The following is a 23,951-nucleotide window of genomic DNA, read 5'->3' on the forward strand; positions in this document are numbered from 1 at the left end:
CGACGCTCAATGCTGGCTTGCACAGCTCTTAGCGTTTGAGGATTAAGACTTTGAAGCCGCCCAGGCCGCTCGGGCTGGTCAGCGCGGAGACGCGTTGGCGCACATTGTACCATTGGAGCAGTTGTACCTGGCCCTGGTCGCTGGCCCGATTCTGCATGTCATCAAGCGCGGCAAAATCGCGCTGACGGATACGTTCCAGTTCGTCATAGATCCCCATGTCTGTGAGCCAGGAGCGCTGCGTCGTGAATTTGTGGAGGCGCAGTCCCTGGCGCCTTCCCTCTTCAATGAGCGTGCTGAAGTTGACGTGCGCGGTAATATCCTGCTCTCCGGGGCGCAGTAAAGGGCGTTCGGTGAGCTGGTGCTGGTAGTAGCAAGCCAGCGTCCCAGTAAAGCGCTCAGGGATATAGAGCTGGCGCGCCAGGTCACCGTAATCGATGGCGAGGAGAAAGCCGCGCCGCTTGCGTTTGGGATTTGAGCCGAGCAGGAGCTGGGCCGAGCGTCTCATCCAATGACGGGCATCCAGATTAATCTCGGCGCGCCAGCCATCGGGATAGGTGCGCCAGGGAATCTTATAGTCATCCAGGTAGCTCGCGACTTCCTCACTACTGGGCGCCAGGAGCAGCTCGCTCAATCTTCCGTTCTGTTCGCCTACATAGACCTCATATAGCTCACTGTCACGCTTCTCAACGAGATGGACGGGAAAGGCATCTACCAACTCATTGGAGAGCAGGACAGTAGGCGCCTGTTCAGAAGCGGCTGAGAGGGCATCCTCGCCCGCACCGATGTCGCTGCTCACGTAATGCAAGGCCTGGTGAAAGGCGGGGTGTTCCTGGCTCGCCCAGGCGCGGATGCCCTCTCCTAAGAGGCCCTGATTGGCACCCTGTTCTAACACGAGAAAGTGCGCAGGTTGCTTGAGCATCTCCCACATCTGGAGCAGTTGCCGTCCTGTACAGTGGGCAAAGATTTCGGAGACATCACTACTGGTGAAGAAATCGCCCTCCCAGCCCACGCGTGCCTTGCCGCTGACATAGTAGCCCTGTCCTGGTTCATAGAGGGCCATCCGCATATACTCAGCGAAGGGAATGGGGCCATGCTGGCGTATGGTGTCGAGAATATGTGCTTGAAGTGGTGTGGTTGTATGCATGTGCTCTAAGTGCCGAAGTTAACGACCAGCAGGTCGAGCGCCATCTCTGGTTCCAGGCGGCTACGCTTGAGTGCCGCGTCAGTATCCAGGAGCTGGCGATAGGTATGTTCGAGCTGGGCCGTACTAAAATTATGCACCTGGCGCAAGGCTTTCTCCGCCACAAAGGGTGCGATACCCAGGGTAGAGGCGACCTGTCCGCCGCGCATCCCCTTCTGGGCCAGTTCCTTGACCAGGAGCAGGGTGCGTACCTGGGAGGTGATGAGACCTATCAGCTTGAGAGGGGCTTCCCCATCGGCCAGAAGGTCATGGAGAATATTGAGGGCCTGTTTGCGATTCTTCTGGGCCAGGGCATCGGTGAGATCGAAGATGCGTGCCTCTTGCACCTGTGCCGAGAGAGTACGTACCTCCTGCACAGTAATCGTGCCGCCTGGACCTACGTATGTGGCCAGCTTTTGCAGCTCATTGGCCAGTAAGCGCAACTGATTGCCGATAAAGTTGGCGAGTAAAGTTGTAGCCTCGGGGGCGATCTTGACATCCAGGGCGCGGGCGCGGGCAGCGATCCAGCGTTCGAGCTGTGCGCCCTGGGGTTGTGTGCTCAGTGTGGCTTTCCCATGCTGCTCGGCGGCCTTGACCAGGGGATTTGCCTTGTCCAGGGCCTCTTCAACGATGAGAATGAGCACAGTGCTCTCTGGCATCTGACCAACGTGTTCTGCCAGGGCCTTCTCATAGGCGGCACGTGTGAGGGCGCCACCCTTCGCGCCTTTCTTGCCACGCTTTCCCCTGGCACCTTTAGCTGCCTCCTCCTGCGGAGCAGCAGAGGTGGTTGAGGACTCTCCGCGTTTCTTCTTGGGGAGTCCATCAATAACCACCAGGCGCTGCTCAGAGAGAAAAGGCTGTGTTCCACTGGCCATCATAATCGTTTTCAGATCCGCCGTCGTACCGTCATAGGTATCCTGGTTGAAGCCGAAATCGCTTTGTTGACGCAGCTTTTTGAGAAGTTCGCGACTGGTGAACTCATCATCGCCATGCAGGAGGTAGAACATACGTGTGCAGCCTAAAGCCGAAAGGCTATTCGTGAGCGGGACGACGATAATCGCGGTTGCTTCTGCTTGCCACCAGAACGTCGACCAAAACACCGCCAGCCAGGCCGAGGATGGAGCAGAAGAGCGCCGAGGCGAAGAAGGCCGCACCGGGATTCGAGGAGAGCACAGGGGGATCAGAAACCAGGGTACCAATCCAGGCATAGATCGCTACGAAGCCAATGAAAGATCCCAGGAGTGCCCCGAGAATCGCGAAGACACGATGCTTAATCGCGCTAAACCAGAACGCGAGAAAGAGCGCGATTGGCAGCGAGATGAGAAAACCAAAGAAATCACCAATGAAAATACCATCAAGTGGGTTGATATGCAAAGCCATTATAGCAGCCTCCTGAAGGATGGTTAGAGTCGATAAACTATTTCAATTATACGGCAATTTCGCCAGTGCGACAACTGAGGCAGAAGTTGTCTCAGAGATACGAGGGGGTGGTAGCGGGCTGCGCAGTCCGCTACCACCCCCTCGTATCTCTGAGAGGCTTATTATTGTAAGTGCACTGCGCTTGTTTGGGTCGCCTTGAGCATTTCCAGGCGCTTGAGGCGGCGTTGCATACGCCACTGCTTGAGGCTATGGCGTATAACGCTGAGCATAGAGACATCCTGGTGGGCGTGATAGAGTGCCCAGCCAATCTTAGGCAGGCTCAGGGCATCTGAGTAGACCAGGAAACGGCTCTCCCAGGCGGGATGAAACTTCTTTTTGAAGTTGAAGAGCGACTGGTTCTTGGTGGGATCGCCAAAGCGATTACTCAGAAAATCGATGCTGCTCCCCAGGAAGGTATCATCATCCGCGTTAACGTCGCTGAGCGGCGCCAGGCCCAGGCTCATCATGGTCGCACCCGTATTTTTGATGAATTCAATTGAGCGTGCAAGCAATAGTTCCATGGTGCCAGGGGCGGGCTGTTCGGCGCGGCGCATCAGGTCAAGCCCCCAACCATTGCGACCATAGATGGGCACGAAAGAGACGAAGGCGTGAACCTTGTTATGGTCATCCACGGCAACGGCATAGATCAGCTCTTCATCACCTGCGGGATCGAAGTGTCCCATGCTAAAGCCCATCTCTGTGCCACCTTTTTCATCGAGCCAGCGCTGTGAGATGCCCTCCATCTGCGCAAGCTGTTCCAGGTTGGTCACATGACCTTTGTAGAAGTCGATATGAACGTTGTCTTTCTCGGCGCGTTTGGCGCTTGAGCGTACATTGGCCATTGCCCCACCTTTCAAGGTAAAGGTCTGGGGGTCGATGACTGCATCTTCACCAATTTTAATCAGGTGCAGGCCCAGGGTCTGATAGAGTTGTTTTAACTCATCACGGATCTGCCAGAAGACTACGGTCCAGTCCTGCTTATTGCAGAACTCTACAAACTCACGCATGATAATGGGGAGCTCCATCTCTGGTCCAATGGGGTCGCCTGCTACCACTGCTGTACTGCCCTCCAGGACATAGCTAATGACTGCTCGCCCTGAGGAGGAGAAGAAGTAGAGCTTCTCTTCGGTGAGTGCGAAGTAGGCGATGGAGTTTTTGCCATAGAGATGGGCTAGCTCCCGGGCCTTGCGGCGCTCAGTATGTTCAGGCAGGAAGGCGGCGGCCACGGGGCGGAAGATCTGGATCATACCATAGAGCACGGCACAGATGCAAAGCGTGCGCAGAATGGGCGCGAAGAGAAAGGCTGGCGATGACATCGGAACATGCAGGTGTGCGCGGGTAAAAATGCGGAAAATCAGGCCTGTAAAGCCGATACGCCGCGAGATTGGTTCTAGATCGTCAAAGAGGGCCAGAAAGCCACCGATGGCGTAGAAGAAGACGATGCCCAGGCTTAGGACCAGGGCGGCGTAACCACGTAGAACCGAAGGTGGATCGCTGCGTGCCTGGAAGAAGCGAACTGAACAGGCTATCAAGATGGCCAGAACTATTGCACTAACGGTAGCCAGGATCGAGCCACCGCGAAGCACATGTAGAAAGAATGCAGAGAGGAGGAGCAGCAAAATGCTGATCAGCCAGGCGTGACGTTTCCCCCGAGCCAGGCCATACGAGAGCATAATGAGGAAAAAGCCCACTACAACGGTGAGTACCTGCGCGCGTAGTTGCGTATGGGGCAGCATCGCTGGCCACTGACCAAACTGTAAGACCCAATCAAACCTGGGCAGAAACGCTGAGAGCATATCTGAAAGCCCAATCAGGCAGGTAATTACTGCCAGGGCATAGCACACAATATGTTTTAATGGTCGATTGGCTGGGATGCGAAGCAAAACACTCTCTTTTTGCATAGAGCTATTACAGAAAGCGGCACCATACTCCGTGTCACCTGTTGAGGAAGGAAGGCCGCGCTCCTTTCTTTGACTGAAATTCACCCTTCCCTACGGAGAGGACATTTTGAATAGCTTCTCCGAAAACCCTGAGCGCGAAGCGCTAGGCACGAAAGTGACGTTGGGTTTCGGAATAAGGTCTTGGGGGAATGCCCTGGAAACTCCCCATGTAAGCAGTTACTACACAAAGTATAATTATGTTCAAAACAATGTATTTTTGCGCCACAAAAATATATGTTTTGGTGATTGCCTGGGTGCAGCGCCTCCTATTGATAATAGACGTATACTAACCCCAAAAGTCTCGTCTCTATTACCGATTTAGTACAGGCACTTGCAACACATCTATTGAGCAATGCGTATATAAGACAAGCAAAAGACTTGATGAAGCATATATGCATAAGGCTATACAGCTAGGAAAATGAGGAGCAGGGTAATGATGCATCGAGCAACCTCTTTAGGCTTGAATGAGCGTGTTGAGCGTGTACTGGCGTACGCCCTCTTCTGGGTTTCAGGCCTATTCTTTTTCTTTCTTGAGAAGAACCGCCGGGTTCGTTGGCACGCCCTACAATCACTCATTACTTTTGGGGCACTCTCCCTGGTGATTTACGGGGTCGGAATGTTACGAGCCATGTTGAACCTGATTCCTCTGCTGCGCTTGATCACGAATTTTGGCCTGGGCCTGTTTATTGATATGTTGTGGTGGGCCTGGGCGCTACTCTGGATCTGGCTAATGATCATGGCGTGGGTCAAGCCCGATTATCGCTTGCCCTTTGTAGGTGAGTGGGTGCGGCACATCGTCTAGATCAGCACCTGCGGTGCTTTATACAGAGTGAAGAGTGTGATGGTAGGCTGGCAGAGCCAGCCTACCATCACACTCTTATTTACCTCTTTTATCACTGTTGGGATAGAGAAACCCTAGAGCCAGGCCATAGGAGGCGTGGCGAAGCATATTTTGCCAGAATGAGCGCCAGCGGAAGAGGTGGGGCATCTCGCCATTGCGAATTAAGGGATGGTACTTATCGGCCAGGGGTGTAATCCACCAGATGGCGAAGACAAAGGCCTCGCCAAAAATTGTGCCCCGTAGCCAGGCTGGCCCTGGCAAGAAGCGTTTGACGACCGCGGCATAGAGTTCTGCCAGAGCCACACCATTCAGGAGGTGTAGCAGCCAGGCCAGAGCGGTGATGCGTTTGCTTCGCTTCTCGCCAGCGAGCATCCCTTCTAGAAAGCGTACATCGCTGAAACGGTTCCCGATAAGAAATTTATCGCTCTCCATGGCAATACTATAAATGAGGGTTGCTATAAGGCCTGCGAAGGCGGCCCGCCCGGGTTTCCAATCGCGAGCCAGCAAGCCTGGAAGCATCTTCCCTACTTTTTTCACGTTATCTCCATCTCTTCAATGTGCGCGGGACGTGCCTCTTGCTAAAAAGATTGCTACAATAGACCCACACAATGTAGCCAGGAAGTTGACTGTATCGTTATTGATATGACGAGATCCGCGCAGAAAGAGGGTCGGTGTCCCACAATTATGGACCCGGCGCTCGGTTTCTTTGGCGCATTGTGGGCAATAGTACATGGCCTGGACGGTTGCGCCCAACAGGCTATCAAAGAGGCTACCAGTCAGGCCGCTGAGCAGGGCGATAAGAGGTAGGCGGCGCGCAAAGCGATCTCTCGGCTGCATGAGCCAGTTAAAAAGTCCCAGAGAGAGTGCTCCCGCCGCTGAGGCCGTGGTTCCCAGGGGCGTAATCCCACCTGAGGTACCTGGCGTTGTGACACGGCCATTCGTAATCAGGCGTGGAGCGTGAGGGCTGAGAACGCCTAGCTCCGTGGCCCAGGTATCGGCGTTGGCCGTGGCGAGCGCACCTATATAGCCAGCGTGCAAGGCCTGGCTTGCCTGGGTATTGCTGCTAAACGCGTGTGCGCTTGCCAGGAGCGAAGCGACTCCACCGTTGGCCATGACCTGGGTGAAGTCGCGTTGTGCGCCCTTGCTAAACTTGTCAGCGGCGGTGGCGGCCTTCTCTTGTGCGCGAAAGTGTGAAAAGAGGCTGGACGAGACAAAAAAGAAGATTAGCGAGAGTCCCCAGGAGTTTCCTCCTAGCCCAAAAGTGGAGGTGCCGGTGATGACCGCGCCAGCGACTCCACTGCGATCAAGGGAGCGCCTGCGATAGGCGAGGGTACTAATACCCGCGCTTAAGAGCAGGCCGAGAGCGACACGAGGGAGCCGATGTGTTAACATACTGGACAGAGGGGCCTGGTGCCTGGGAGCTCGAATCGCATCTTTTGTGACGTACTCACGCCAGCGAGGCTGACCAGTAACTCTGTTATAGGTGCGTCTACATGCTTGGAGAAACATCAAAAGTACCTCTTAAAGAATTGTTTGCGCATTCTGTTACAGATTATAATCCTTATCAGTTTTATCATAGAGACAGGCTTTGTTGACTGGCAAGGGGAATCTGTTTAGCTGAGAAGAATGTACTCTTTATCAAACTGCCAGTCGTCAATGACCTCAAGCTCAACGTAGAGATGTGGATGGAGTGGATCAATGTGCTTTGTAAGATGGATGTCGACAATCCGGTTATCATTGATGTTAAGCTCCTGGCAAAGCGCATCTTGAGTGATCTTGAGTCCTCCATCCAGGTCCCGTTTGAGCGGGGTGGAGAAGAAGAAGTCCAGAAAGAGTGCCAGATAGCCTTGTTGAAATCGCTGTCGTAGTGCATCATGGAGTGTACCCTGGCGTTCGAGCGTGCGTATGGCGTCGCGCACCTGGCGCTTAAATTGGCGTGCAACAGCCGTGCTGACGCGATGTCCATTGACCGTCGCATATTGCTCGTTGATGCTGGGTGGGAGCGGGAGGGTCAGATGGAGCAGAGCCGGCGCGGGCCTGGATATACCCGGTGGCTGTTCTGACATGGATGGTCTCCTGGTAGGTAGTACTTTTGGAATCGACAACGCGTGTATTGTATCATATCAGCATGCCTTATTATGCAAGTTATCACACGTATCTGACCGACAATACGTCTGTGACCTGGTACCTGGAAATGGTTGGCTGCTATTTCACTGCTTAAAGATGAAGAAGCGTGTGCGTTTACCCGCTTGGAGACACGCGCGTGTATGGAGAAGCTCTGAAGGATAAAAGCAATTTTGGAACGCTGTAAGCGCGTCTCGTCGATGCGCCAGGGCTTCGCTTGCGCACAGCATAGTACTGCTAGAAGCGTCTTGTTCTTGTGGTTGGGCGAGTACCCTAGCAGGAAAGTATATGGCTACGTTGTATAACAAGCGAGACTGGCGAAAGTGAGGAGTTATTGTGATTAGATGTAACCGTTGTGGGAATGTCTCCCCTGCTAGTGCGGGGCAGTGCCAGATGTGTGGTGCGCCGCTTGCTAGCAGTGTCGAAAATGGGCAGCCACTTGAAAACTGGCAGACGGGAAATATGGCCCCTGGCCGGAGTGGGCAGGGGCAGCAGGAACTTCCCGCGTGGCTAGAGTCGCTCCGCGCAGGAGAGATGTCGGCTGCGCCTCCCAAGAGTCCAGCGAGCTTTACGGCTGGGGACCTGGTTGAAGAGGGATCGTTACCGACATGGATGCGTTCAGAGCGGGGCGAGACCGGAGAGGTGCCGCTACGTCCCTCGAGCTTTTCGGCCGCGACCACTGGCGAGGGGGGCATGCCCAAACAGGGCTTCGACGCTAATTCCTTGATTGATGAGAATTCGCTACCGTCCTGGATGCACGAGGGGAAGAAGAATGAAAGCGCTCCTCTGCCTCAGGGCTTTAATGCCTCTAGCCTGGTAGACTCCGAGGCGCTGCCCGAGTGGATGCGTCAGATCCATCCGCAGGCTCAGTCTTCCTCGCCCATGACGCCTACTCAGCAGCCTGCGCCGGCCATGCCAAATATCGCGCAGACACCACAGCCAGCGTCGATGCCTCCAATGCCAGCCGTGCCAGAGCCATTCACACAGGCACCTTCTCCCTTCAATTCCACGCAGAATGCGGCGGCAGAGGTGAATTCCGGTGCTTTCTCGGCCAATTCGCTTATTGATCCACAGGCTCTCCCCTCCTGGATGAAGGAGAATGAGGCGGGCGGCGCTCAGAGCCCTGCTAGCGCACAGCCGCTTCAGCCGGGCTTTGCCGCTTCATCGCTGATTGACGCGAATGCGCTTCCAGGTTGGATGCGCGAGAATGAGCAAGGTGCCCCATCGCAGTCGAACCCGGCAGCGAACGCTGGGGGTGCTATCTCTGCATCGTCTTTTGTTGATGTAAATGCCCTGCCCAGTTGGATGCGCGAAAGTGAAGGCTATGCTCAGGGGGGCGCGTCCACAGGTCCGCAAAGCGCCAATCAGGCGAGCATGCGTGTACCCAGTCGCCCACGTAGTGAGGTGAGTTCCACCGAGGGCAGTGAAGTCGCAGCCAATGTCTTCGCTTCAATGCTAGGTGTGGCCTCGGCGGCGCCACAATTCCCCGGGCAGCCACCAATGCAGCCACAGCAGCCACAACAATTACAGCCAGGATCGGCTCCAATGAGCAACGGCTCGCCTTTTATGGGTGGAGCGCCAGGCGTACAGGGTCCGGCCTCTATGGGTATGCCGCAGGGACCTACTTCCTCGCCAATGCCTCAGCCAGGTGGATATGCAGGGAGCGGTTCATTACCGGGTGGTATGCAAGGCGCAATGCCTGGTATGATGGGGCAGCCGCCACAGCCTCAGCAAGGTCAGAGCATGTCTGGCATTTATAATAATCCCTACGCCTATGGCAACGCGCCTGCTGCGAATCCTAATCCCTACAGCATGGGTGGAAACAGTCCGATGCCTATGGGGGGTATGGGGCAGATGCCAAATAGTACTAATAATATGCCCGGCGCGATGCCTTCACAGAGTGGTATTGGTCCAATGGCGGAGCAATCCCGATTGGAGTCGCAGAAACCCGCGAAACGTGGGTTGTTCAATGCGATCCGCGAGCTATTCTTCCGCTAATTATTAGAGGAGTGGTTATCCAGAGATGTACACACAACCCTATCCAGAGGGCGGACAGGGGCCAGCACAACAAAATCAACCTCCCGCGATGGCCAATTCATTGCTCGTCGCTGACTGTGGGACCGTCTTTACGAAGGTCTCACTTTTTGGGCTTGTTGAGGGCCAGTATCGCTTGATGGCGCGTGGAGAAGCGCCAACTACTATCGTACCTCCGCATGAAGATATAACCCGGGGCGTGATGCAAGCGCTCAACACCATTGAGTTCGTGACAGGCCGTAAGCTGGTGAAAGATGGCTTGGTTCTGACGCCAGAGCAGTCAAATGGCGATGGGGTGGATGCCTTTATTGCTACTATCAGCGCGGGTGGTCCACTGCGCCTGGTCGTTTTAGGTGCCGTCGATGCCAAATTAGAGAGTCTCGCTTCTCAGGCGATTTCAGGCCTATATGCGGAGATGCACGTTATCCCGGCCCCCTCGTTTCAGGCGGCAACCTCGCGGACCCCTCTTTCAGTGGGGGCCGCGGGGGCGGAGGAGAAAGCCCCTACCGAGACCTCCTCCTGGACACAGGAGCGCGTCACCAAAGAGTGGGAGCGCCAGCTGGCGCGTATGCGCGAGCTGCAGCCACAGGGAGCCTTAATTGTAGGCATGACTGATAGTCCTGCAGGCCCCAGTCCTCTGCAAGAGGCATGCCAGTTGCTAGTCAACGCGGATCGCCAGCGCAAGGAGCTCGGGAGCAAGGCTGGCGAAGTGCCAATCCTGTATGCCGGGGCGCCACAATATGTAGAGGCCGTGCGACGTATGCTCAAGGGGGTCTCCACTGTGACACGCCTGGATGCGCTAACCGCTTCCGAGCAGTTGGGCCAGGTGAGTCTGGCTGTTGGCGGCCTGCATGAGCGCAATGTAATCCAGAGCTTGCCAGGGTATGCGCGCTTACAGGAGTGGTCGGGTGGGGCCACGCCTGTCGCGACCGCTACCTCACTAAGCAGTCTGGTGCGTTTCCTGGCACAACACTATGCCATGAATGTGACCGCGGTTGATGTGGGTGGGCTGACAACGACAGTGATGCTGGCTGGTGAGCAGGGCGAATTTGTACCCACTGTAAATGCTGGTATTGGTGTCGGGCCGGGCCTGAGCGCGTTGTTGCAGCGTGTTGGTTGGCAACGTGTCGGTCGCTGGCTACCTTTCGTGGTGACGGAAGAGGAACTGCGCCAGTACGCGCTAAATCAGATGGCGCATCCCGCCTCTCTCCCCACGAGTTCGCGCGAGTTAGCCTTTAGCCAGGCTTTTGCGCGTGAAGCAATGATGATCACCATGGAGGAGGCTCAGAAGGCCAGCGGCGATGAACTCAACCCTGATCTCATTCTTGCCACAGGCGGTATTCTGGCCCATACACCCAAATATAGCCAGGTGGCGATGATGCTGCTTGATGCGCTCCAGCCACGTGGTATTACGTCACTCGTACTGGATCGCACCATGCTGATCTCGCAACTGGGGGCTGTTGCCAGTATCGCGCCCATCGTTGCGGTACAAGTGAATGAAAATGATGCCGTTTCGCACCGCCTGGGAACCTGTGTGATCCCCTATGGCGATTTGAAACCAGGGCAATTAGCCGTGCGTGTTGGTGTAGAATATAGTAATGGACGCCAGATTAATGTCGATGTAATGGCTGGCTCTATCGAGGTCATTCCGCTGAAGGTAAACGAGCAAGCCCTGTTGACCCTCTTCCCCGCGCCGGGAGTTGATGTGGGTCTTGGCCCTGGCGAGCGTGCGCGTGCTGCCGAAGAGATCGATGGTGGCCTGGTGGGTCTGATTATCGACGCACGTGGGCGTCCCCTGGCGCTTCCTGCAAATGATGTGGAGCGGCATGCCCGCCTCACACAATGGATGCAGGCGTTGAACGTCTAAATGCCTTTCAAAATGGATGCGGGCGTGCAGTAGCACCCTGGCGATAAGCAGAGGCATCCGGGAGGTCAAGCCATGGCCAATCCTCTTGGTTGGTTAGTGGTTCCACGCATACAGGTGCAGCGCGAGCGCTGGCCTGGTGCTCACACAATCAAAGCGATACCCCTGATTCAGCCCGGTCAGGAGGTCCTGCCTGACCAACCTGTTCTGCAAATCGAAGCAACGAAAGCGCTTTATGAGCCGTCGGCGCGAGCATCGCTCGCGCCACGGCTTATTTCATCTTCACCTGGCTCACATGAACTGGTGCTCGCTGGTCTCCATGGGCGTGTTCTGGCTGTGACGCCACGTAATGGTGTGCTTATAGAGAGTCGCGCGGCAGTTGTTCAGGGCTGCATGGGCGCGGGCTACCAGGTCGTAGGGAAACTGGTCATGTGGGATGGCAAGGCAATTAGCGAGGAGCTCCCTGGTTCGCTGCTCATTGTGCTCGGCCCGGCAAATCTCGCGTTACTGCACCAGGCCCTACAAGCGAAAGCCATAGGCCTGGTTGCCAGCAGTATTGCGCTGCCTGACTTGGAAGGCTTTCTGCATACCGACCTGCTGCAACTCTTCGTCAGCCGGGATATTGAACTGGCCTCCTCTTATTTACCACCATTAACCCTGCTTTTTACCGAGGGCATAGGCGAGTTCCCTATGCCAGAGAGCTTGAAGGGCATATTGCAAAGCTATGAAGGCTCCTTCGCGCTCCTATCAGGTCTGACCTCCCTGGCGCATCACCTGTTGCCCGAACTGGTGATCTCGTTGCCAGCGGAGGAGACTGGGCCTGATTGGCAGCCAGTTGTGCCCAGACATGCCTTAAAGATAGGCATCTCGGTGCGTGTCATGGGGGGAGAGTACGCGGGTGTAAGTGGTATCCTGGACCATCTCTTTTCTCATGAGCAGCAGTTTCCCTCCGGCATTCGCGCCCGTGCCGCGCGTGTGCAATTGGAGAGTGGAGCATATATCATTGTTCCTATAGTACACCTGGAACGTATCGGATGACGAGGTTATCCACAAATGAAGGCAGTTATCCACAAATTTACTAGCGTTTTGTGGATAACTTGTCAAGCGTTTACAGCGTAAGTAGTAATATTGAGCTATATTGGGAGGCGCGGGGAAACTGATGCTGCTGAAGCACGCGTCTACATATACAGCTCATATGTAGACGCGTGCTTCAGCAGCGTCAGTCGAGCGTTTGCGCCCACCTGCCCACCCACTCTACACCTCTTTATTGCTAGAATTGGAGCAGGGAGTGTCCCGACATCTCTTTGGGTTGGGGAATATTCATCAGTTGTAGGAGGGTGGGAGCGACATCGGCCAGAATACCGTCGGTGCGTAGTTTCGCCTGAGCCAGTTGAGGCGATATCAAGTAGAAGGGGACCGGGTTAGTGGTGTGAGCGGTAAAAGGTTTGCCGGTATCGTACTCGATCAACTGTTCCGCGTTGCCGTGATCGGCGGTAATCAAGACGCTACCGCCAGTGGCGAGCGTGGCCTCAACAACCTGCCCAACCCCCGTATCCACGGCCTCAACCGCCTTCACGGCGGCATCGATCACGCCGGTATGCCCCACCATATCCGCGTTGGCGTAGTTCATGACCACGAAATCATAGTCGCCACTGCGAATATGCTCGATGGCGGTCCTGGTAATGCCAGCCGCGCTCATCTCAGGTTGCAGGTCATAGGTGGGAACTTTAGGCGAGGGTACGAGGTCGCGATCTTCACCGCTGAACGGAGTTTCGCGGCGCCCATTGATAAAGTAAGTGACATGGGCATACTTCTCTGTCTCGGCGGTATGGAACTGGCGCAGGCCACGTTCAGCAATGACGCGTGCCAGGGGCATCTCAACCTCGTCTGCACGATAGGCTACCCCGGCATCCAGGCCTGCTTCGTACTCGGTCATCATGACAAAGGCCAGGTCGGCGAGTCTGGGGCCGCGTGCGAATTTTCCCTCGGCCTGTGGAGGCAGCTCAGGCATGACAAAGGCCTTGGTAAGCTGGCGCGCGCGATCCGGGCGGAAGTTATAGTGGATGACGGCATCCCCCGCCTGAACGGTAGCTACAGGCTTGCCATGCTCCATAATGACAGTTGGGAGGATAAACTCATCGGTCACTTTCTGATCGTATGACTGTTGGATGGCTTCCAGGGCTGAGCTGGCCTGCAAGCCCTCGCCCCTGGTCATCGCCAGGTAGGTCTTGCCAGTGCGATCCCAGCGGTTATCGCGATCCATGGCATAGTAACGCCCGGAGACTGTCGCGACCCTGGCGGCGTGTTCGCCGCCTATCTCCTGTGCGCGGGCCTGTAAGCGTTTCATAAACTCGACCCCGCCAGTGGGCGAGGCGTCGCGCCCATCGGTAAATGAGTGGATATACACATGCTCCAGATCATGCATATGAGCCAGGGTGAGAAGGGCCTCCAGGTGGCTCTCATGTGCGTGCACACCGCCATTGCCGAGCAGACCACAGATGTGTAGCTGGGAGTTGTTTTTCTTCACATGCTCGATGGCCTTTAAGAAGGCGGGATTCTGAAAGAAACTGCCATCGCGAATCGACTCACTGACACGCGTATAGTCTTGCAGGACACGCTTGCCTGCGCCGATGTTCTGGTGTCCAACCTCGGAGTTGCCCATCTGCCCATCGGGAAGACCCACAGCCTCACCGGAGGTCTTGACCGCTGTGTGGGGCCACAGCCGTCCAAGTTTATCGAGGTTGGGGGTGCGTGCCAGCGCAATGGCATTTCCCTCGGTGCGCGGATTAATGCCCCAGCCGTCCATAATGATAAGGACAAAAGGGCTTTTGCGTCCAGCTGGTGTAATACTCATCTCAACAGAACTCCATCGAAGTTATTGTAGTGCTCATTTGCCCCTCCATTGTAGCATGCTGAGGAAGAGTGGAGTATGCTGTGATCCCTCGCGCCTGCGGTGCTCACTTGCGCATGGGCGAAGTTGGTTGTATCTAATGCTACCTCTGTTTCGTGTCCCGAGTAGAGATGAGTATCTTTCCCTTGATATAGAGAGTAGAGGGTGTGGTTTATGTCAAACTTTTTGCCATTGTGGCTGGGACTGATCATACTGGTGTTTGCCATTGTGCTGGCTGTGCAGCTTGTGGGCGCTCGCAGAACGAAGAAGAGCGAGAGCACACAGCAGATAGATAACACCCATCCTGAGGCGCATATAGATCTGAAAGACAAAAACGTGGCTGAGCGCCTGGGTGTGCCCTCTGCCAGCGAAACCGGGGTTGATCCTCGTGGCGAGGACGTTGGGGGCAACTTCTGGGAGGTCCCCAAAAAAGATGAACAGACCAGGAAGTAACCTCTTCCTGCTATAGATAAAGAGATGTTACCATGGTCTATGGTAACATCTAGTGTAGCTACCGAAACGTCATGCGCTGCTAAAGCACGCGCCTACATATCATGGGACGGCGTGCTTTAGCAGCGCATGACGTTTCGTCCCCCAGCGCCGTTCTCTACCCTTCTACATATCCCTTCCAACATTTTTCGTGGTAGCACGTATTTGATACGGAGGTTGCTCTAAAGAGGCTGAGCCTGCTTGCAGAGAGTCGAAAACAGGCAAAGAGGCGTATAGTAAATAGAGTTGGGCATCCAGAAATATGTTACTCATACGTTGATTTGATAGAGCGAGCGGTGATGCGTTAGTAATCTGTGATATGGTAGCAATTCTCTATGAGATGCGATAGCGCGAAGTGGAAGGACTTGTACATATGCGTAGAGACCGGAAGTGGCCTTCTATGAGGAGGCGTTTGGGACTGAGTTCAATGGCGCTGTTTGCCGCGCTGTGCCTTGTGCTTATGTCCACCTTGAGCGTACTGGCGAACTCTGTCAATATCTATGACAACGCCGGTGTGTTGAATCGAAGTCGTGTCCAGAGCGCGGCGAATTCCCTGTCTTCCAATGTGAGCATCTATACGACTTCGGGCTTCAACGGCTCCAAGTCGTCTTTTCAACAGACGACAGCCAATAAGGTGAGTGGCTCCAATCACGTCGTCATGGCGATAGATACCACCCATCATTGGGTCTGGTTTGCGGGAAAGCCCTTTACAACTAACCAGTATAATGACGCTGCTAGCGCTTTTAGTAGTAATTTCCACGGTGGAGATTACACTGGCGCAACGGTTGCGGCTCTGCAATCGCTCCACAATGCTAATGGTGGCTTTATGGGCCTGGGCGCACAAAGTGGAAGCTCTTTTGGCGGCTCAACGCTCTGTTGCTGCCTGGGCTTGCTGGTATTGCTGGGTTTGGGTGCCTTTGTCTTCTCGCGCAGGCGCCGAGGAGGCGGTGGCTTTGGCGGCGGTGGTGGTTTCGGCGGTGGCAGTGGCTTTGGAGGCCTCTTTGGTCGGCGCAATGTACCACCTTCGGGAGGCTATCCACCCTATAATCAATATGGACAGCCCTATCCACCCAACTATAACCAGGGTGGCGGGATGAATCCCTGGGCGGCTGGTGGCCTGGGTGCCGCGGCTGGTGGCCTGGTAGGCTATGAACTGGGCCGTGAACAGGGCGAGCGCGAGAGGCGCGAAGATGATTACGGTCAGGGTGGCGACTTTGGCGGCAATCAAGGTGGTGGAGATTTCGGCGGCGGAGACTTTGGTGGTAATCAGGGTGGAGGAGATTTTGGCGGAGGTGGTGGAGACTGGGGCGGAGGAGGTGGTGGAGACTTTGGAGGAGGCGGCGGCGATTTTGGTGGAGGTGGTGGCGACAGCGGTGGCGGCGGGAGCTTCTAGGCCATATATGGCTCTTGCAGAAACAAAAATACTGTCCGGGTTCGTTCTGAACCCGGACAGTATTTTTGTTTTGTTTCTTACTGTTGCATGCCTGCCGTGTCAATGCGGCGGCGGCTGCGACGGCGCGCATATTCCGCGACCCTGATGCGGCTAAGTGCACGCTCCAGGGCTGCCTGAGCCTCAGCACGATCGTTCTGGCTGCGCGACTCGACGAGGCGCTCCTCCGCTAGGCGGCGGGCCTCCTGTGCGCGAGCTTCGTCAATCGTTTCGCCCTCTTCTGCGGCATCTGCCAGGATGGTCACGCGATCATGCGAGACCTCCAGGAAGCCACCGGAGACGAAGAAAGGCTCTTCGGCATCGCCCAGTTCGATACGCAGTTCGCCGGGCTTGAGAAAGGTCAGGAGGGCCGCATGATGCGGAAGAATGCCCAGACGGCCCTCGACGCCAGGAGCGCTTACCAGGGTAGCTTCCCCGTTATACAGCTCGCGCTCGGCGGTGACAACCTCGACATGCAGGGTATTGCGTATTGTCGTTGTTGCCATATCTTACCCCTTCTTCTGATCAGCCTCGTACTCGGCCACGACCTCATCGATAGCACCCTTCATGTAGAAGTAGTTCTCAGGAATGTGGTCATGTTTGCCCTCAAGGATCTCCTTGAAGCTGCGCACGGTATCCTTCAGCTTCACATAGCGACCCTCGCGGCCAGTGAAGGCCTGCGCGACGGTCATGGGCTGTGAGAGATACTGCTCAAGCTTACGCGCGCGCGTAACGGTCAGCTTGTCATCTTCAGAGAGCTCATCGACACCCAGGATGGCGATGATATCCTGAAGCTCTTTGTAGCGCTGGAGGACCTTCTGGACGCCGCGAGCAACGTCATAATGCTCAGCACCCACAACCTGGGGATCGAGGATGCGGCTGGTCGAAGACAGCGGATCGACGGCAGGGAAGATCGCTTTCTCAGCAATCGAGCGCTCAAGCACGATGGTTGAGTCCAGGTGAGCAAAGGTCGTGGCAGGTGCGGGATCGGTGTAGTCGTCAGCAGGCACATAGACGGCCTGCATCGAGGTGATCGAACCCTTCTTTGTCGACGTAATGCGCTCCTGTAGCTCACCCATCTCCTCAGCCAGGGTGGGCTGATAACCCACGGCGGAAGGCATACGACCGAGCAGAGCGGATACCTCGGCACCGGCCTGGGTGAAACGGAAGATGTTGTCGATGAAGAGCAGAACATCCTTACCCTCGTCATCGCGGAAGTACTCAGCCATGGTCAGGCCGGTCAGCGCGACGCGGAGGCGGGAGCCGGGAGGCTCGTTCATCTGGCCAAAGACCATGGCCAGGCGGTCGATAACACCAGCCTCGATCATTTCGTGGTAGAGGTCGTTGCCCTCGCGGGTGCGCTCACCCACGCCAGCGAAGACACTATACCCGCCGTGACCCTTGGCGATGTTGTTGATCAACTCCTGGATAGTGACGGTCTTGCCGACGCCAGCGCCACCGAAGGTACCAATCTTACCACCCTTCATGAAGGGGCAGATCAGGTCAATGACTTTGAGGCCGGTTTCGAAGATCTCAATGTTTGAGACCTGGTCTTCAAGGGTAGGGGCGTGGCGGTGGATAGGATAGCGAGGGGCATCCTCGACTTCTTCCTTGTTATCCACAGGCTGGCCAAGTACGTTGAAGATACGTCCCAGGGTTTTAGGGCCGACAGGAACCGCGATAGGCTCGCCCATGTCGACGGCATCGAGACCGCGCTGTAAGCCATCAGTTGGACCCATGGCTACGCAGCGAACCCAGTTATTGCCAAGGTGCTGCTCAACCTCAAGCGAGAGGTCTTTCTCGGCACCGGCGATGCGGATGCGCACCTCGTTGTAGATTTCTGGCAGCTGGTCGGCGGGAAACTCGATGTCGACGACAACTCCCAGTACCTGTACAACTTTACCCTTTGTGCGAGTAGGTGTTGTAGTCATATATTTCTCCAGAGATAGAGGCATTGCGGTATCCTCCACATGCCTCTACCAGTATGCTTGCTTCTGTCTAGGTCTATCTCTAGACGGCTTCAGAACCGGCCACGACCTCAAGAATCTGCGTGGTAATAGCGGCCTGACGCGCTTTATTATAGGTTAGAGAGAGATCTTGAATAAGATCGTTCGCACTATCGGTCGCGTTTTTCATTGCGATCATCTGTGCGGAATACTGGCTGGCGACCATTTCCAGCAGAGCCTGGTAGACCAGGGTATCCACATAACGTGGCAGGAGAGCCTTGAAGATCTCCTGTGGGTTCGGCTCATAGATGTAGTCTTGCTTCTCGGCCTTCGTGCCTTCCTCAGACGTCGGTGGCTGCACAGGCAACAACTGGACCGTTGTTGGCTGCTGCGTCACCGTGTTGATGAATTTCGGATAGACCATGTAGACCACATCCACATCGCCATTGAGAAAGCTCTCAACCGCGACTTGAGCGATAGCCCTGGCATCACCCATGCTGGGACGGTCACCCAGGTTGACGAACTCGGCAACCATGTTCTGTTTCGTCCGCACAACAAAGTCACGACCTTTGCGACCAACCGCGACATAGTCTACGGCGGGATGCTGGCCGTTTTCAGCGAGGCGTTGCTGCTCCTCAAGCACGCTGGCCGCAAGCTTGCGGTTGACGTTGCTGGGAAGCGCGCCGCTCAGGCCGCGATCAGGTGAAATGACAATGTAGCCAATCTTGCGTACGGGTCGTTGCTTCAGCAGAGCTACATCATCACCCAGTTCCTCGGTGCCGACGGCCGCGAGGCGCGAGACAAGCTCGCGCAGCTGGTCGGCATAGGGGCGGGCCTGTGTGACCCGGTCCTGCGCGCGACGCATCTTGCTGCTCGCCACCATCTGCATGGCCTTGGTAATCTGAGCAATGTTTTTAATCGACCGAATACGCTGGCCAATTTCTCGAATCGATGCCATCAGCCTACCTCCTAGCGCGCCAGGGCGGTCTGCTTGTACTCTTCGATAGCGGCACCCAGCTTCTTCTGTAATTCGGGAGACATCTTATTTTTCTGTTTGACCGATTTCTCGACGATCTCCTGGCCGAGTGCTGGATAGGTGGTATCCAGGTAGCGGTAGAGACCATTTTCGAAGTCAGCGACCTTGTCCAGCTCGATATCATCGAGATAGCCATTGGTGGCGGCGTAAATGATGATGACCTGTTTCTCTACGGGAACCGGGCTGTACTGTGGCTGCTTGAGAATTTCTGTCAGGCGGCGGCCGCGATCAATACGTGCCTTGGTGGCCTTATCCAGGTCGGAGGCGAACTGAGCGAAGGCGGCGAGGCTGCGGAACTGCGCCAGGTCAAGGCGAAGTGTACCGGCTACCTGGCTCATACCCTTCGTCTGCGCGCTACTACCCACGCGGGAGACCGAGAGGCCGACGTTAAGGGCCGGGCGCTGACCAGCGTTGAAGAGGTCTGTCTCCAGGAAGATCTGGCCATCGGTAATCGAAATGACGTTGGTTGGGATGTAGGCCGAGATGTCGTTCGCCTTGGTCTCGATGATGGGTAGCGCGGTCAGCGAACCACCACCGTAATCGTCGTTCAGGCGGGCGGCGCGCTCCAGCAGGCGAGAGTGGAGATAGAAGACATCGCCAGGGAAGGCTTCGCGGCCTGGAGGGCGGCGAATGATCAGGGACATGTTACGATAGGCTTCAGCGTGCTTGGTCAGGTCATCATAGATGATCAGTGCATCGCGTCCGCTCTCCATGAACTCTTCACCGATGGCACAACCCGCGTAGGGGGCCAGGTACTTCAAGGGGGCGGGATCGGATGCGCCAGCGGCCACGATAACGGTGTACTCCATCGCGCCGTGCTGCTCCAGGATGGCGCGTGTGCGGGCGATTGAGGAGTTCTTCTGACCAATTGCGACATAGATACAGAATAGATCCTTGCCCTTCTGGTTGATGATCGTATCGATGGCGATAGCGGTCTTACCAGTCTGGCGGTCGCCAATGATCAGCTCGCGCTGGCCACGGCCGATAGGAATCATGCTGTCAATGGCCTTGATACCAGTCTGTACGGGAGTGTTCACCGAGTGGCGGGTGATAACGCCAGGGGCGACACGCTCGACAGGGCGGGTCTTATCGGTCGTGATAGGACCACGGTCGTCGATAGCCTGGCCCAGGGAATTGACCACGCGACCCAGCAGGGCGTCGCCGACGGGTACCTCAATGATACGACCGGTCGTGCGCACCTCGTCGTCCTCGCGGACCTTGGTGTAGTCGCCCAGGATTGGGCAGCTTACGGTTTCTTCTTCAAGGTTAAACGCCAGGCCAAAGAGACCTGTGCGGGGAAATTCTACCAGCTCAAGATATTTTACATCTTGCAGGCCATACACACGGGCGATGCCGTCCTGCACCGCGATAACGGTGCCGACGCTCGCGGTCGCCGTTGTTTCGGTGCCGAAGCCTGCGATGTTTTTCTCTATGATGGCACTGATTTCGTCAGCCCAAGATGCCATCGTATTCCTCCTAGTTTCGTATCCTAGTGGTCTGTCTGCTTACGGTTTCTTGTTGTCTGCGTTGCCGGTGCATTTAGTCTTTCAAGCCTCTTTCAAGCCCGTTTCAGGCCGCATCCCGTAAGGGATGGCAGGACGAGAGCGGGACGAAAGCGTGACAGGGGGTCTTCTCTACGAGACGTATCCGCAATGGGCGGATAGCGAAAGGGTAGTATCACAGTGGTGAGGAAGAGACCTCGCGCGCCTTAGCGTAGTGCAGGCTCTTCCTCAGAGAAAAAATCTCGACTGCTGGAAGCCGCTTCATTGAGCAAGCGTTGCTGCAAGGCATGCAAACGGAAACGCACGCTTCCATCAATGACCTGATCTCCCACACGAGCCACGACACCACCCAGAATGCTCGGATCGACCCGGGTCTGCATGATAACACTCTTCCCGGTTCGCTTTTCTAATGCTTGTTGCAAGACCGTGCGCTGCCCTTCATCGAGGGGCTGTGCCGTTGTCACCTCGGCGATTGCCTGATTGCGATAGTCCAGAACCAGTTGTTCCAGTTCGGCGGCAATGTTTGGCATCGCGTCGACCAGTTCACGCTGAACGATCAACAGAGCGAGGTTGAGCGATGTCGGCAACACCCGAGGCTCGAGAGCCTGGCGCAGCGCGGTCTCTTTGCGCTTAGCCGGAATCTTTGGTTCGCGTAGGAGGTACGCCAGTTTGCGAATCGAAAAGAGGCGTGCGATCTCCTTCACGTCCTCAAGCGTGCGATCAAGCGTATTCTGCTTGCGCGCGAGCTCGAAGATGGCTCCGGCGTAGCGGCGTGCTACCGCTCCTTTTAACATTAGTTGTTCCTCGTCTGGTCAGTGGCAACGATAAAATCTTCCACCAGGCGGCGATTGTCTTTGCTATCAACGGATTTGTTGATGACTTTGCCGGCGGCTTCGATAGAGAGGTTGATTACCTGGCGGCTCAGCTCATTGCGAGCGCGGTTGGCCTCTTGCTGGATGCGAGCAATCTGCTGCTGGGCCACCTGCTCAGCGCGGGCCTGGGCCTCTTCGATGATGCGGTTGGCTTCTTGCTGTGCGTTCTTGCTGGCACGCTCGATGGTCTCAGCTGACTGGCGGCGTGCTTCCAGAAGGAGTTGCTCAGCGCGGTTATTGGCCTCGGCGAGTTCTTTTTTAGCCTTCTCAGCGTTTTCGATACCTTCACGGATGATCGCCTGGCGCTTATCCATGATCTTTAGCAGGGCTGGGAAGCCCCAGCGCCACAGGATCAGGAAGACGATACCAAAGCTAATCAACTGCGAGATAAAGAAGGCACCGTTAATACCAAGTCCGCCACTGCTCTCACTCGCTTGAGCGAGAATAAGTGCTTGCATTTTTTGCCTCCTTGATGGCGCTATGCCATCACTTGTCCCCTATACGCGACACGGAGACGCAGCTCATCGTGTCTGTCTCACCGTCTACGACTGGCTGTGTCTCTGTGTCGCGCGCATATAGGGAAGCCTCAGAATAAATAATTCAGGGCTAGACAAATTTGATGAGCAGAGAGACCAGCAGTGCGTAGATAGCGATAGCTTCGGCGAACGCCAGGCCCAGGATCAGGTTGGTCTGGATAACAGGAGCGGCTTCAGGATTGCGGCCGATGGCATTGAAGGCCTGACCGGCGGCAATACCAATACCAATACCAGGACCGATGGCTCCGAGACCGATGGCGAGGGCGATAGCGAGTTCTTTCATCTTGAATAATCCTCCCTGGACGGTGTGTCCAGTATATTTTAATGTATAATTAATTTATGCAATCGCAGAAAGATTCCGCGAGTAGCAAGCACGTTGAAAAGGTACGATACGTTGATGGGACGATGCAGGACTTTACCGACGCTGCTAAAGCACGCGTCTACATATGACGTGTTGTGGGTTATATGTAGACGCGTGCTTTAGCAGCGTCGCCCTACACGTGTCAAGACATGTTACCTACCGTCTAGGCGTGGCTGCCTGCTGCTGAGGTCTGACCGAGGTCAACCTCTTCACCATGCCCCTCGCCGTGATCATGACCGGTAACGGCGAGCTGCAGATAGATGAGCGTCAACAGGGCGAAAACAAAGGCCTGGACTGCGGCAACAAACAGCTCAAATGGGATGAAGACGACGTTTGCCAAAGCAGGTAGCAGGTAGGCGAAGACTGCCAGCACGATGCTGCCTGCGAAGATGTTACCAAAGAGACGGAAGGCCAGCGAAAGAATGCGGCTAATCTCACTGACAACCTCAAGCAAACCCACGAAGAATTCAATGAAGCCAGTCCCTGAGAACTTGAGTAGGCTCCGCAGATTGACATACTTCATGGTATGTTCTTTAAAGCCAAGCGTCGCGAAGCCAAAGCACTGCGCGGTGATTACTGCGATCAGAGCCATCGCAATCGTGAGATTGAGATCGGTCGTGGCAGGGCGAATCCAGGGAATGAGCGCGTTTGAAGCGTCACCCCACAGGAGAATGCCTGGATGGGCTCCCTTGGGCAGCTCTTCCGGATTAATAGAACCAATCGAGTCGACACCAGGGATGATGTCAAGCAGATTGGAAACCAGGATAAAGCAGAAGAACGTAGCTGCCAGGGGAAAGAACTTACGCGCGTTTTTCTTACCAGTTATATTTTCGGCCAGATTCAGCAGAAATTCAACGATAACCTCCATGGCATTTTGCAGGCCACGGGGAATCATATCACCTCTGCGTGTCGCGAAAAAGAAAAGAGCGACAAGTACGATAATGGAAATCCAGGTACAGAACAAGGTGTTAGTAACCTGGAAACCTGCAATCGTGAAGACAACTTCCGGTGCGAGTTGTATGTGAGGAAGTCTCCAGAGATTCACGCGGCATCCTCCAGTTGCGGCGGACCCTGCCAGCTGGATCTCCTTATCATTAAATAGCGGTTCCGTTTTACTCCCAGCAGTAAGGCTACCCTTCTCCCCGGTTGGTAATCAGGGATAGGCAAAAACCTATAAAACCTGTGAGTTTTTTAACAAACGGTATGCACCGTAGATGCCAGAGATCAGGCCAAGCAGCAGCCCGAGCAGTATAAATAATGGTCTGGTATGTAACCAACCATCGAGAAAAGTTCCTACAACGGCAAGTAGAATAATGGGAACTGCGATAGTGAAGCCAAGCTGTCCAACTAACGCCAAGTTCGCCCAGACTGGGTTCGGCGGCTGTCGCTTCATCTTAAAAATCCCATCTATCTTCTCTTCTTATTGTACCTATGGGATTATAGCACAGGCGACAAAATTTGTGCAATGTTAGTTCTTTTTTCTCCCCC

Annotated in this window: 23 protein-coding genes; 6 read left to right on the forward strand and 17 right to left on the reverse strand. The window is 55.4% G+C overall.

The features are described 5' to 3' along the window. Window positions 1-28 precede the first annotated feature (28 nt). The 4 genes from KTE_RS16120 to KTE_RS16135 all read right to left on the reverse strand — a co-directional run bounded on the left by KTE_RS16120 (window position 29) and on the right by KTE_RS16135 (window position 4,482). On the reverse strand, window positions 29-1,144 hold the full coding sequence (locus KTE_RS16120; RefSeq protein WP_201382546.1) for a class I SAM-dependent methyltransferase: 1,116 nt from the start codon (window positions 1,142-1,144) through the stop codon (window positions 29-31). 5 nt (window positions 1,145-1,149) lie between these two features. Next, window positions 1,150-2,187, reverse strand: a complete 1,038-nt coding sequence (gene holA, locus KTE_RS16125) for a DNA polymerase III subunit delta (RefSeq protein ID WP_201382548.1) — start codon at window positions 2,185-2,187, stop codon at window positions 1,150-1,152. 25 nt (window positions 2,188-2,212) lie between these two features. Beyond that, window positions 2,213-2,560: a PTS sucrose transporter subunit IIBC gene (locus KTE_RS16130; protein ID WP_201369721.1), complete on the reverse strand. Its 348-nt coding sequence runs from the start codon at window positions 2,558-2,560 to the stop codon at window positions 2,213-2,215. Window positions 2,561-2,721: 161 nt separating this feature from the next. Further along, the gene (locus KTE_RS16135) at window positions 2,722-4,482 is read right to left on the reverse strand and encodes a bifunctional lysylphosphatidylglycerol flippase/synthetase MprF (protein ID WP_201382550.1); all 1,761 of its coding nucleotides are present in this window, start codon (window positions 4,480-4,482) and stop codon (window positions 2,722-2,724) included. A gap of 490 nt (window positions 4,483-4,972) precedes the next feature. Here KTE_RS16135 and KTE_RS16140 point away from each other — a divergent pair, with 490 nt between their 5' ends. Further along, window positions 4,973-5,341 (forward strand): DUF4870 domain-containing protein, encoded by a 369-nt coding sequence (locus KTE_RS16140; RefSeq protein WP_201369719.1) that lies wholly within the window; start codon window positions 4,973-4,975, stop codon window positions 5,339-5,341. 75 nt (window positions 5,342-5,416) lie between these two features. Here the strand turns inward: KTE_RS16140 and KTE_RS16145 are convergent, their stop codons facing one another. The 3 genes from KTE_RS16145 to KTE_RS16155 all read right to left on the reverse strand — a co-directional run bounded on the left by KTE_RS16145 (window position 5,417) and on the right by KTE_RS16155 (window position 7,446). Then, window positions 5,417-5,917, reverse strand: coding sequence for a DUF6789 family protein (locus KTE_RS16145; protein ID WP_201369718.1), 501 nt, complete (start codon window positions 5,915-5,917; stop codon window positions 5,417-5,419). A 15-nt stretch (window positions 5,918-5,932) separates the two neighbouring features. Then, entirely contained in the window at window positions 5,933-6,772 is an 840-nt protein-coding gene (locus tag KTE_RS16150; RefSeq protein WP_201382552.1) for a DUF92 domain-containing protein, read from the reverse strand. Window positions 6,773-6,993: 221 nt separating this feature from the next. Continuing rightward, entirely contained in the window at window positions 6,994-7,446 is a 453-nt protein-coding gene (locus KTE_RS16155) for a RusA family crossover junction endodeoxyribonuclease (RefSeq protein WP_201382554.1), read from the reverse strand. A gap of 394 nt (window positions 7,447-7,840) precedes the next feature. Between KTE_RS16155 and KTE_RS16160 the strand changes: the two genes are divergently transcribed. The 3 genes from KTE_RS16160 (at window position 7,841) to KTE_RS16170 (ending at window position 12,440) form a co-directional block, all read left to right on the forward strand. Further along, window positions 7,841-9,502, forward strand: coding sequence for a hypothetical protein (locus KTE_RS16160; RefSeq protein ID WP_201382556.1), 1,662 nt, complete (start codon window positions 7,841-7,843; stop codon window positions 9,500-9,502). A gap of 25 nt (window positions 9,503-9,527) precedes the next feature. After that, the gene (locus KTE_RS16165; RefSeq protein WP_201382558.1) at window positions 9,528-11,405 is read left to right on the forward strand and encodes a glutamate mutase L; all 1,878 of its coding nucleotides are present in this window, start codon (window positions 9,528-9,530) and stop codon (window positions 11,403-11,405) included. A gap of 72 nt (window positions 11,406-11,477) precedes the next feature. Then, a complete protein-coding gene (locus KTE_RS16170) occupies window positions 11,478-12,440 on the forward strand; it encodes a hypothetical protein (RefSeq protein WP_201382560.1) in 963 nt (320 codons plus the stop codon). A 232-nt stretch (window positions 12,441-12,672) separates the two neighbouring features. On the opposite strand, the gene gpmI is transcribed toward KTE_RS16170, so the two are convergent. Beyond that, a complete protein-coding gene (gene gpmI / locus KTE_RS16175) occupies window positions 12,673-14,256 on the reverse strand; it encodes a 2,3-bisphosphoglycerate-independent phosphoglycerate mutase (RefSeq protein WP_201382562.1) in 1,584 nt (527 codons plus the stop codon). A gap of 210 nt (window positions 14,257-14,466) precedes the next feature. Between gpmI and KTE_RS16180 the strand changes: the two genes are divergently transcribed. Beyond that, window positions 14,467-14,745 (forward strand): hypothetical protein, encoded by a 279-nt coding sequence (locus tag KTE_RS16180; protein ID WP_201382564.1) that lies wholly within the window; start codon window positions 14,467-14,469, stop codon window positions 14,743-14,745. Between the two features lie 448 nt (window positions 14,746-15,193). Further along, entirely contained in the window at window positions 15,194-16,174 is a 981-nt protein-coding gene (locus KTE_RS16185) for a hypothetical protein (RefSeq protein WP_201382566.1), read from the forward strand. 77 nt (window positions 16,175-16,251) lie between these two features. On the opposite strand, the gene KTE_RS16190 is transcribed toward KTE_RS16185, so the two are convergent. From KTE_RS16190 to KTE_RS49605, 9 genes are all read right to left on the reverse strand, one after another. After that, complete coding sequence (locus KTE_RS16190) at window positions 16,252-16,716, reverse strand: F0F1 ATP synthase subunit epsilon (RefSeq protein WP_201382568.1); 465 nt, start codon at window positions 16,714-16,716, stop codon at window positions 16,252-16,254. Between the two features lie 3 nt (window positions 16,717-16,719). After that, window positions 16,720-18,141, reverse strand: coding sequence for a F0F1 ATP synthase subunit beta (gene atpD, locus KTE_RS16195; RefSeq protein ID WP_201382570.1), 1,422 nt, complete (start codon window positions 18,139-18,141; stop codon window positions 16,720-16,722). Window positions 18,142-18,220: 79 nt separating this feature from the next. Further along, window positions 18,221-19,114: an ATP synthase F1 subunit gamma gene (gene atpG, locus KTE_RS16200; RefSeq protein ID WP_201382572.1), complete on the reverse strand. Its 894-nt coding sequence runs from the start codon at window positions 19,112-19,114 to the stop codon at window positions 18,221-18,223. A gap of 11 nt (window positions 19,115-19,125) precedes the next feature. Next, complete coding sequence (gene atpA / locus KTE_RS16205; protein ID WP_201382575.1) at window positions 19,126-20,658, reverse strand: F0F1 ATP synthase subunit alpha; 1,533 nt, start codon at window positions 20,656-20,658, stop codon at window positions 19,126-19,128. A gap of 242 nt (window positions 20,659-20,900) precedes the next feature. Then, complete coding sequence (gene atpH, locus KTE_RS16210) at window positions 20,901-21,488, reverse strand: ATP synthase F1 subunit delta (RefSeq protein WP_201382577.1); 588 nt, start codon at window positions 21,486-21,488, stop codon at window positions 20,901-20,903. Further along, on the reverse strand, window positions 21,488-22,024 hold the full coding sequence (atpF, locus tag KTE_RS16215; protein ID WP_201382578.1) for a F0F1 ATP synthase subunit B: 537 nt from the start codon (window positions 22,022-22,024) through the stop codon (window positions 21,488-21,490). Before atpF ends, atpH begins: the two co-directional genes overlap by 1 nt. Before the next feature lie 148 nt (window positions 22,025-22,172). After that, window positions 22,173-22,385, reverse strand: coding sequence for an ATP synthase F0 subunit C (gene atpE, locus KTE_RS16220; protein WP_201369703.1), 213 nt, complete (start codon window positions 22,383-22,385; stop codon window positions 22,173-22,175). A gap of 241 nt (window positions 22,386-22,626) precedes the next feature. Further along, the gene (gene atpB / locus KTE_RS16225; protein ID WP_201382580.1) at window positions 22,627-23,508 is read right to left on the reverse strand and encodes a F0F1 ATP synthase subunit A; all 882 of its coding nucleotides are present in this window, start codon (window positions 23,506-23,508) and stop codon (window positions 22,627-22,629) included. 126 nt (window positions 23,509-23,634) lie between these two features. Continuing rightward, window positions 23,635-23,856, reverse strand: coding sequence for an AtpZ/AtpI family protein (locus tag KTE_RS49605; protein WP_201369701.1), 222 nt, complete (start codon window positions 23,854-23,856; stop codon window positions 23,635-23,637). Between the last annotated feature and the right edge of the window lie 95 nt (window positions 23,857-23,951).

The organism is Ktedonobacter sp. SOSP1-85, from assembly GCF_016587415.1.
GTDB lineage: Bacteria > Chloroflexota > Ktedonobacteria > Ktedonobacterales > Ktedonobacteraceae > Ktedonobacter.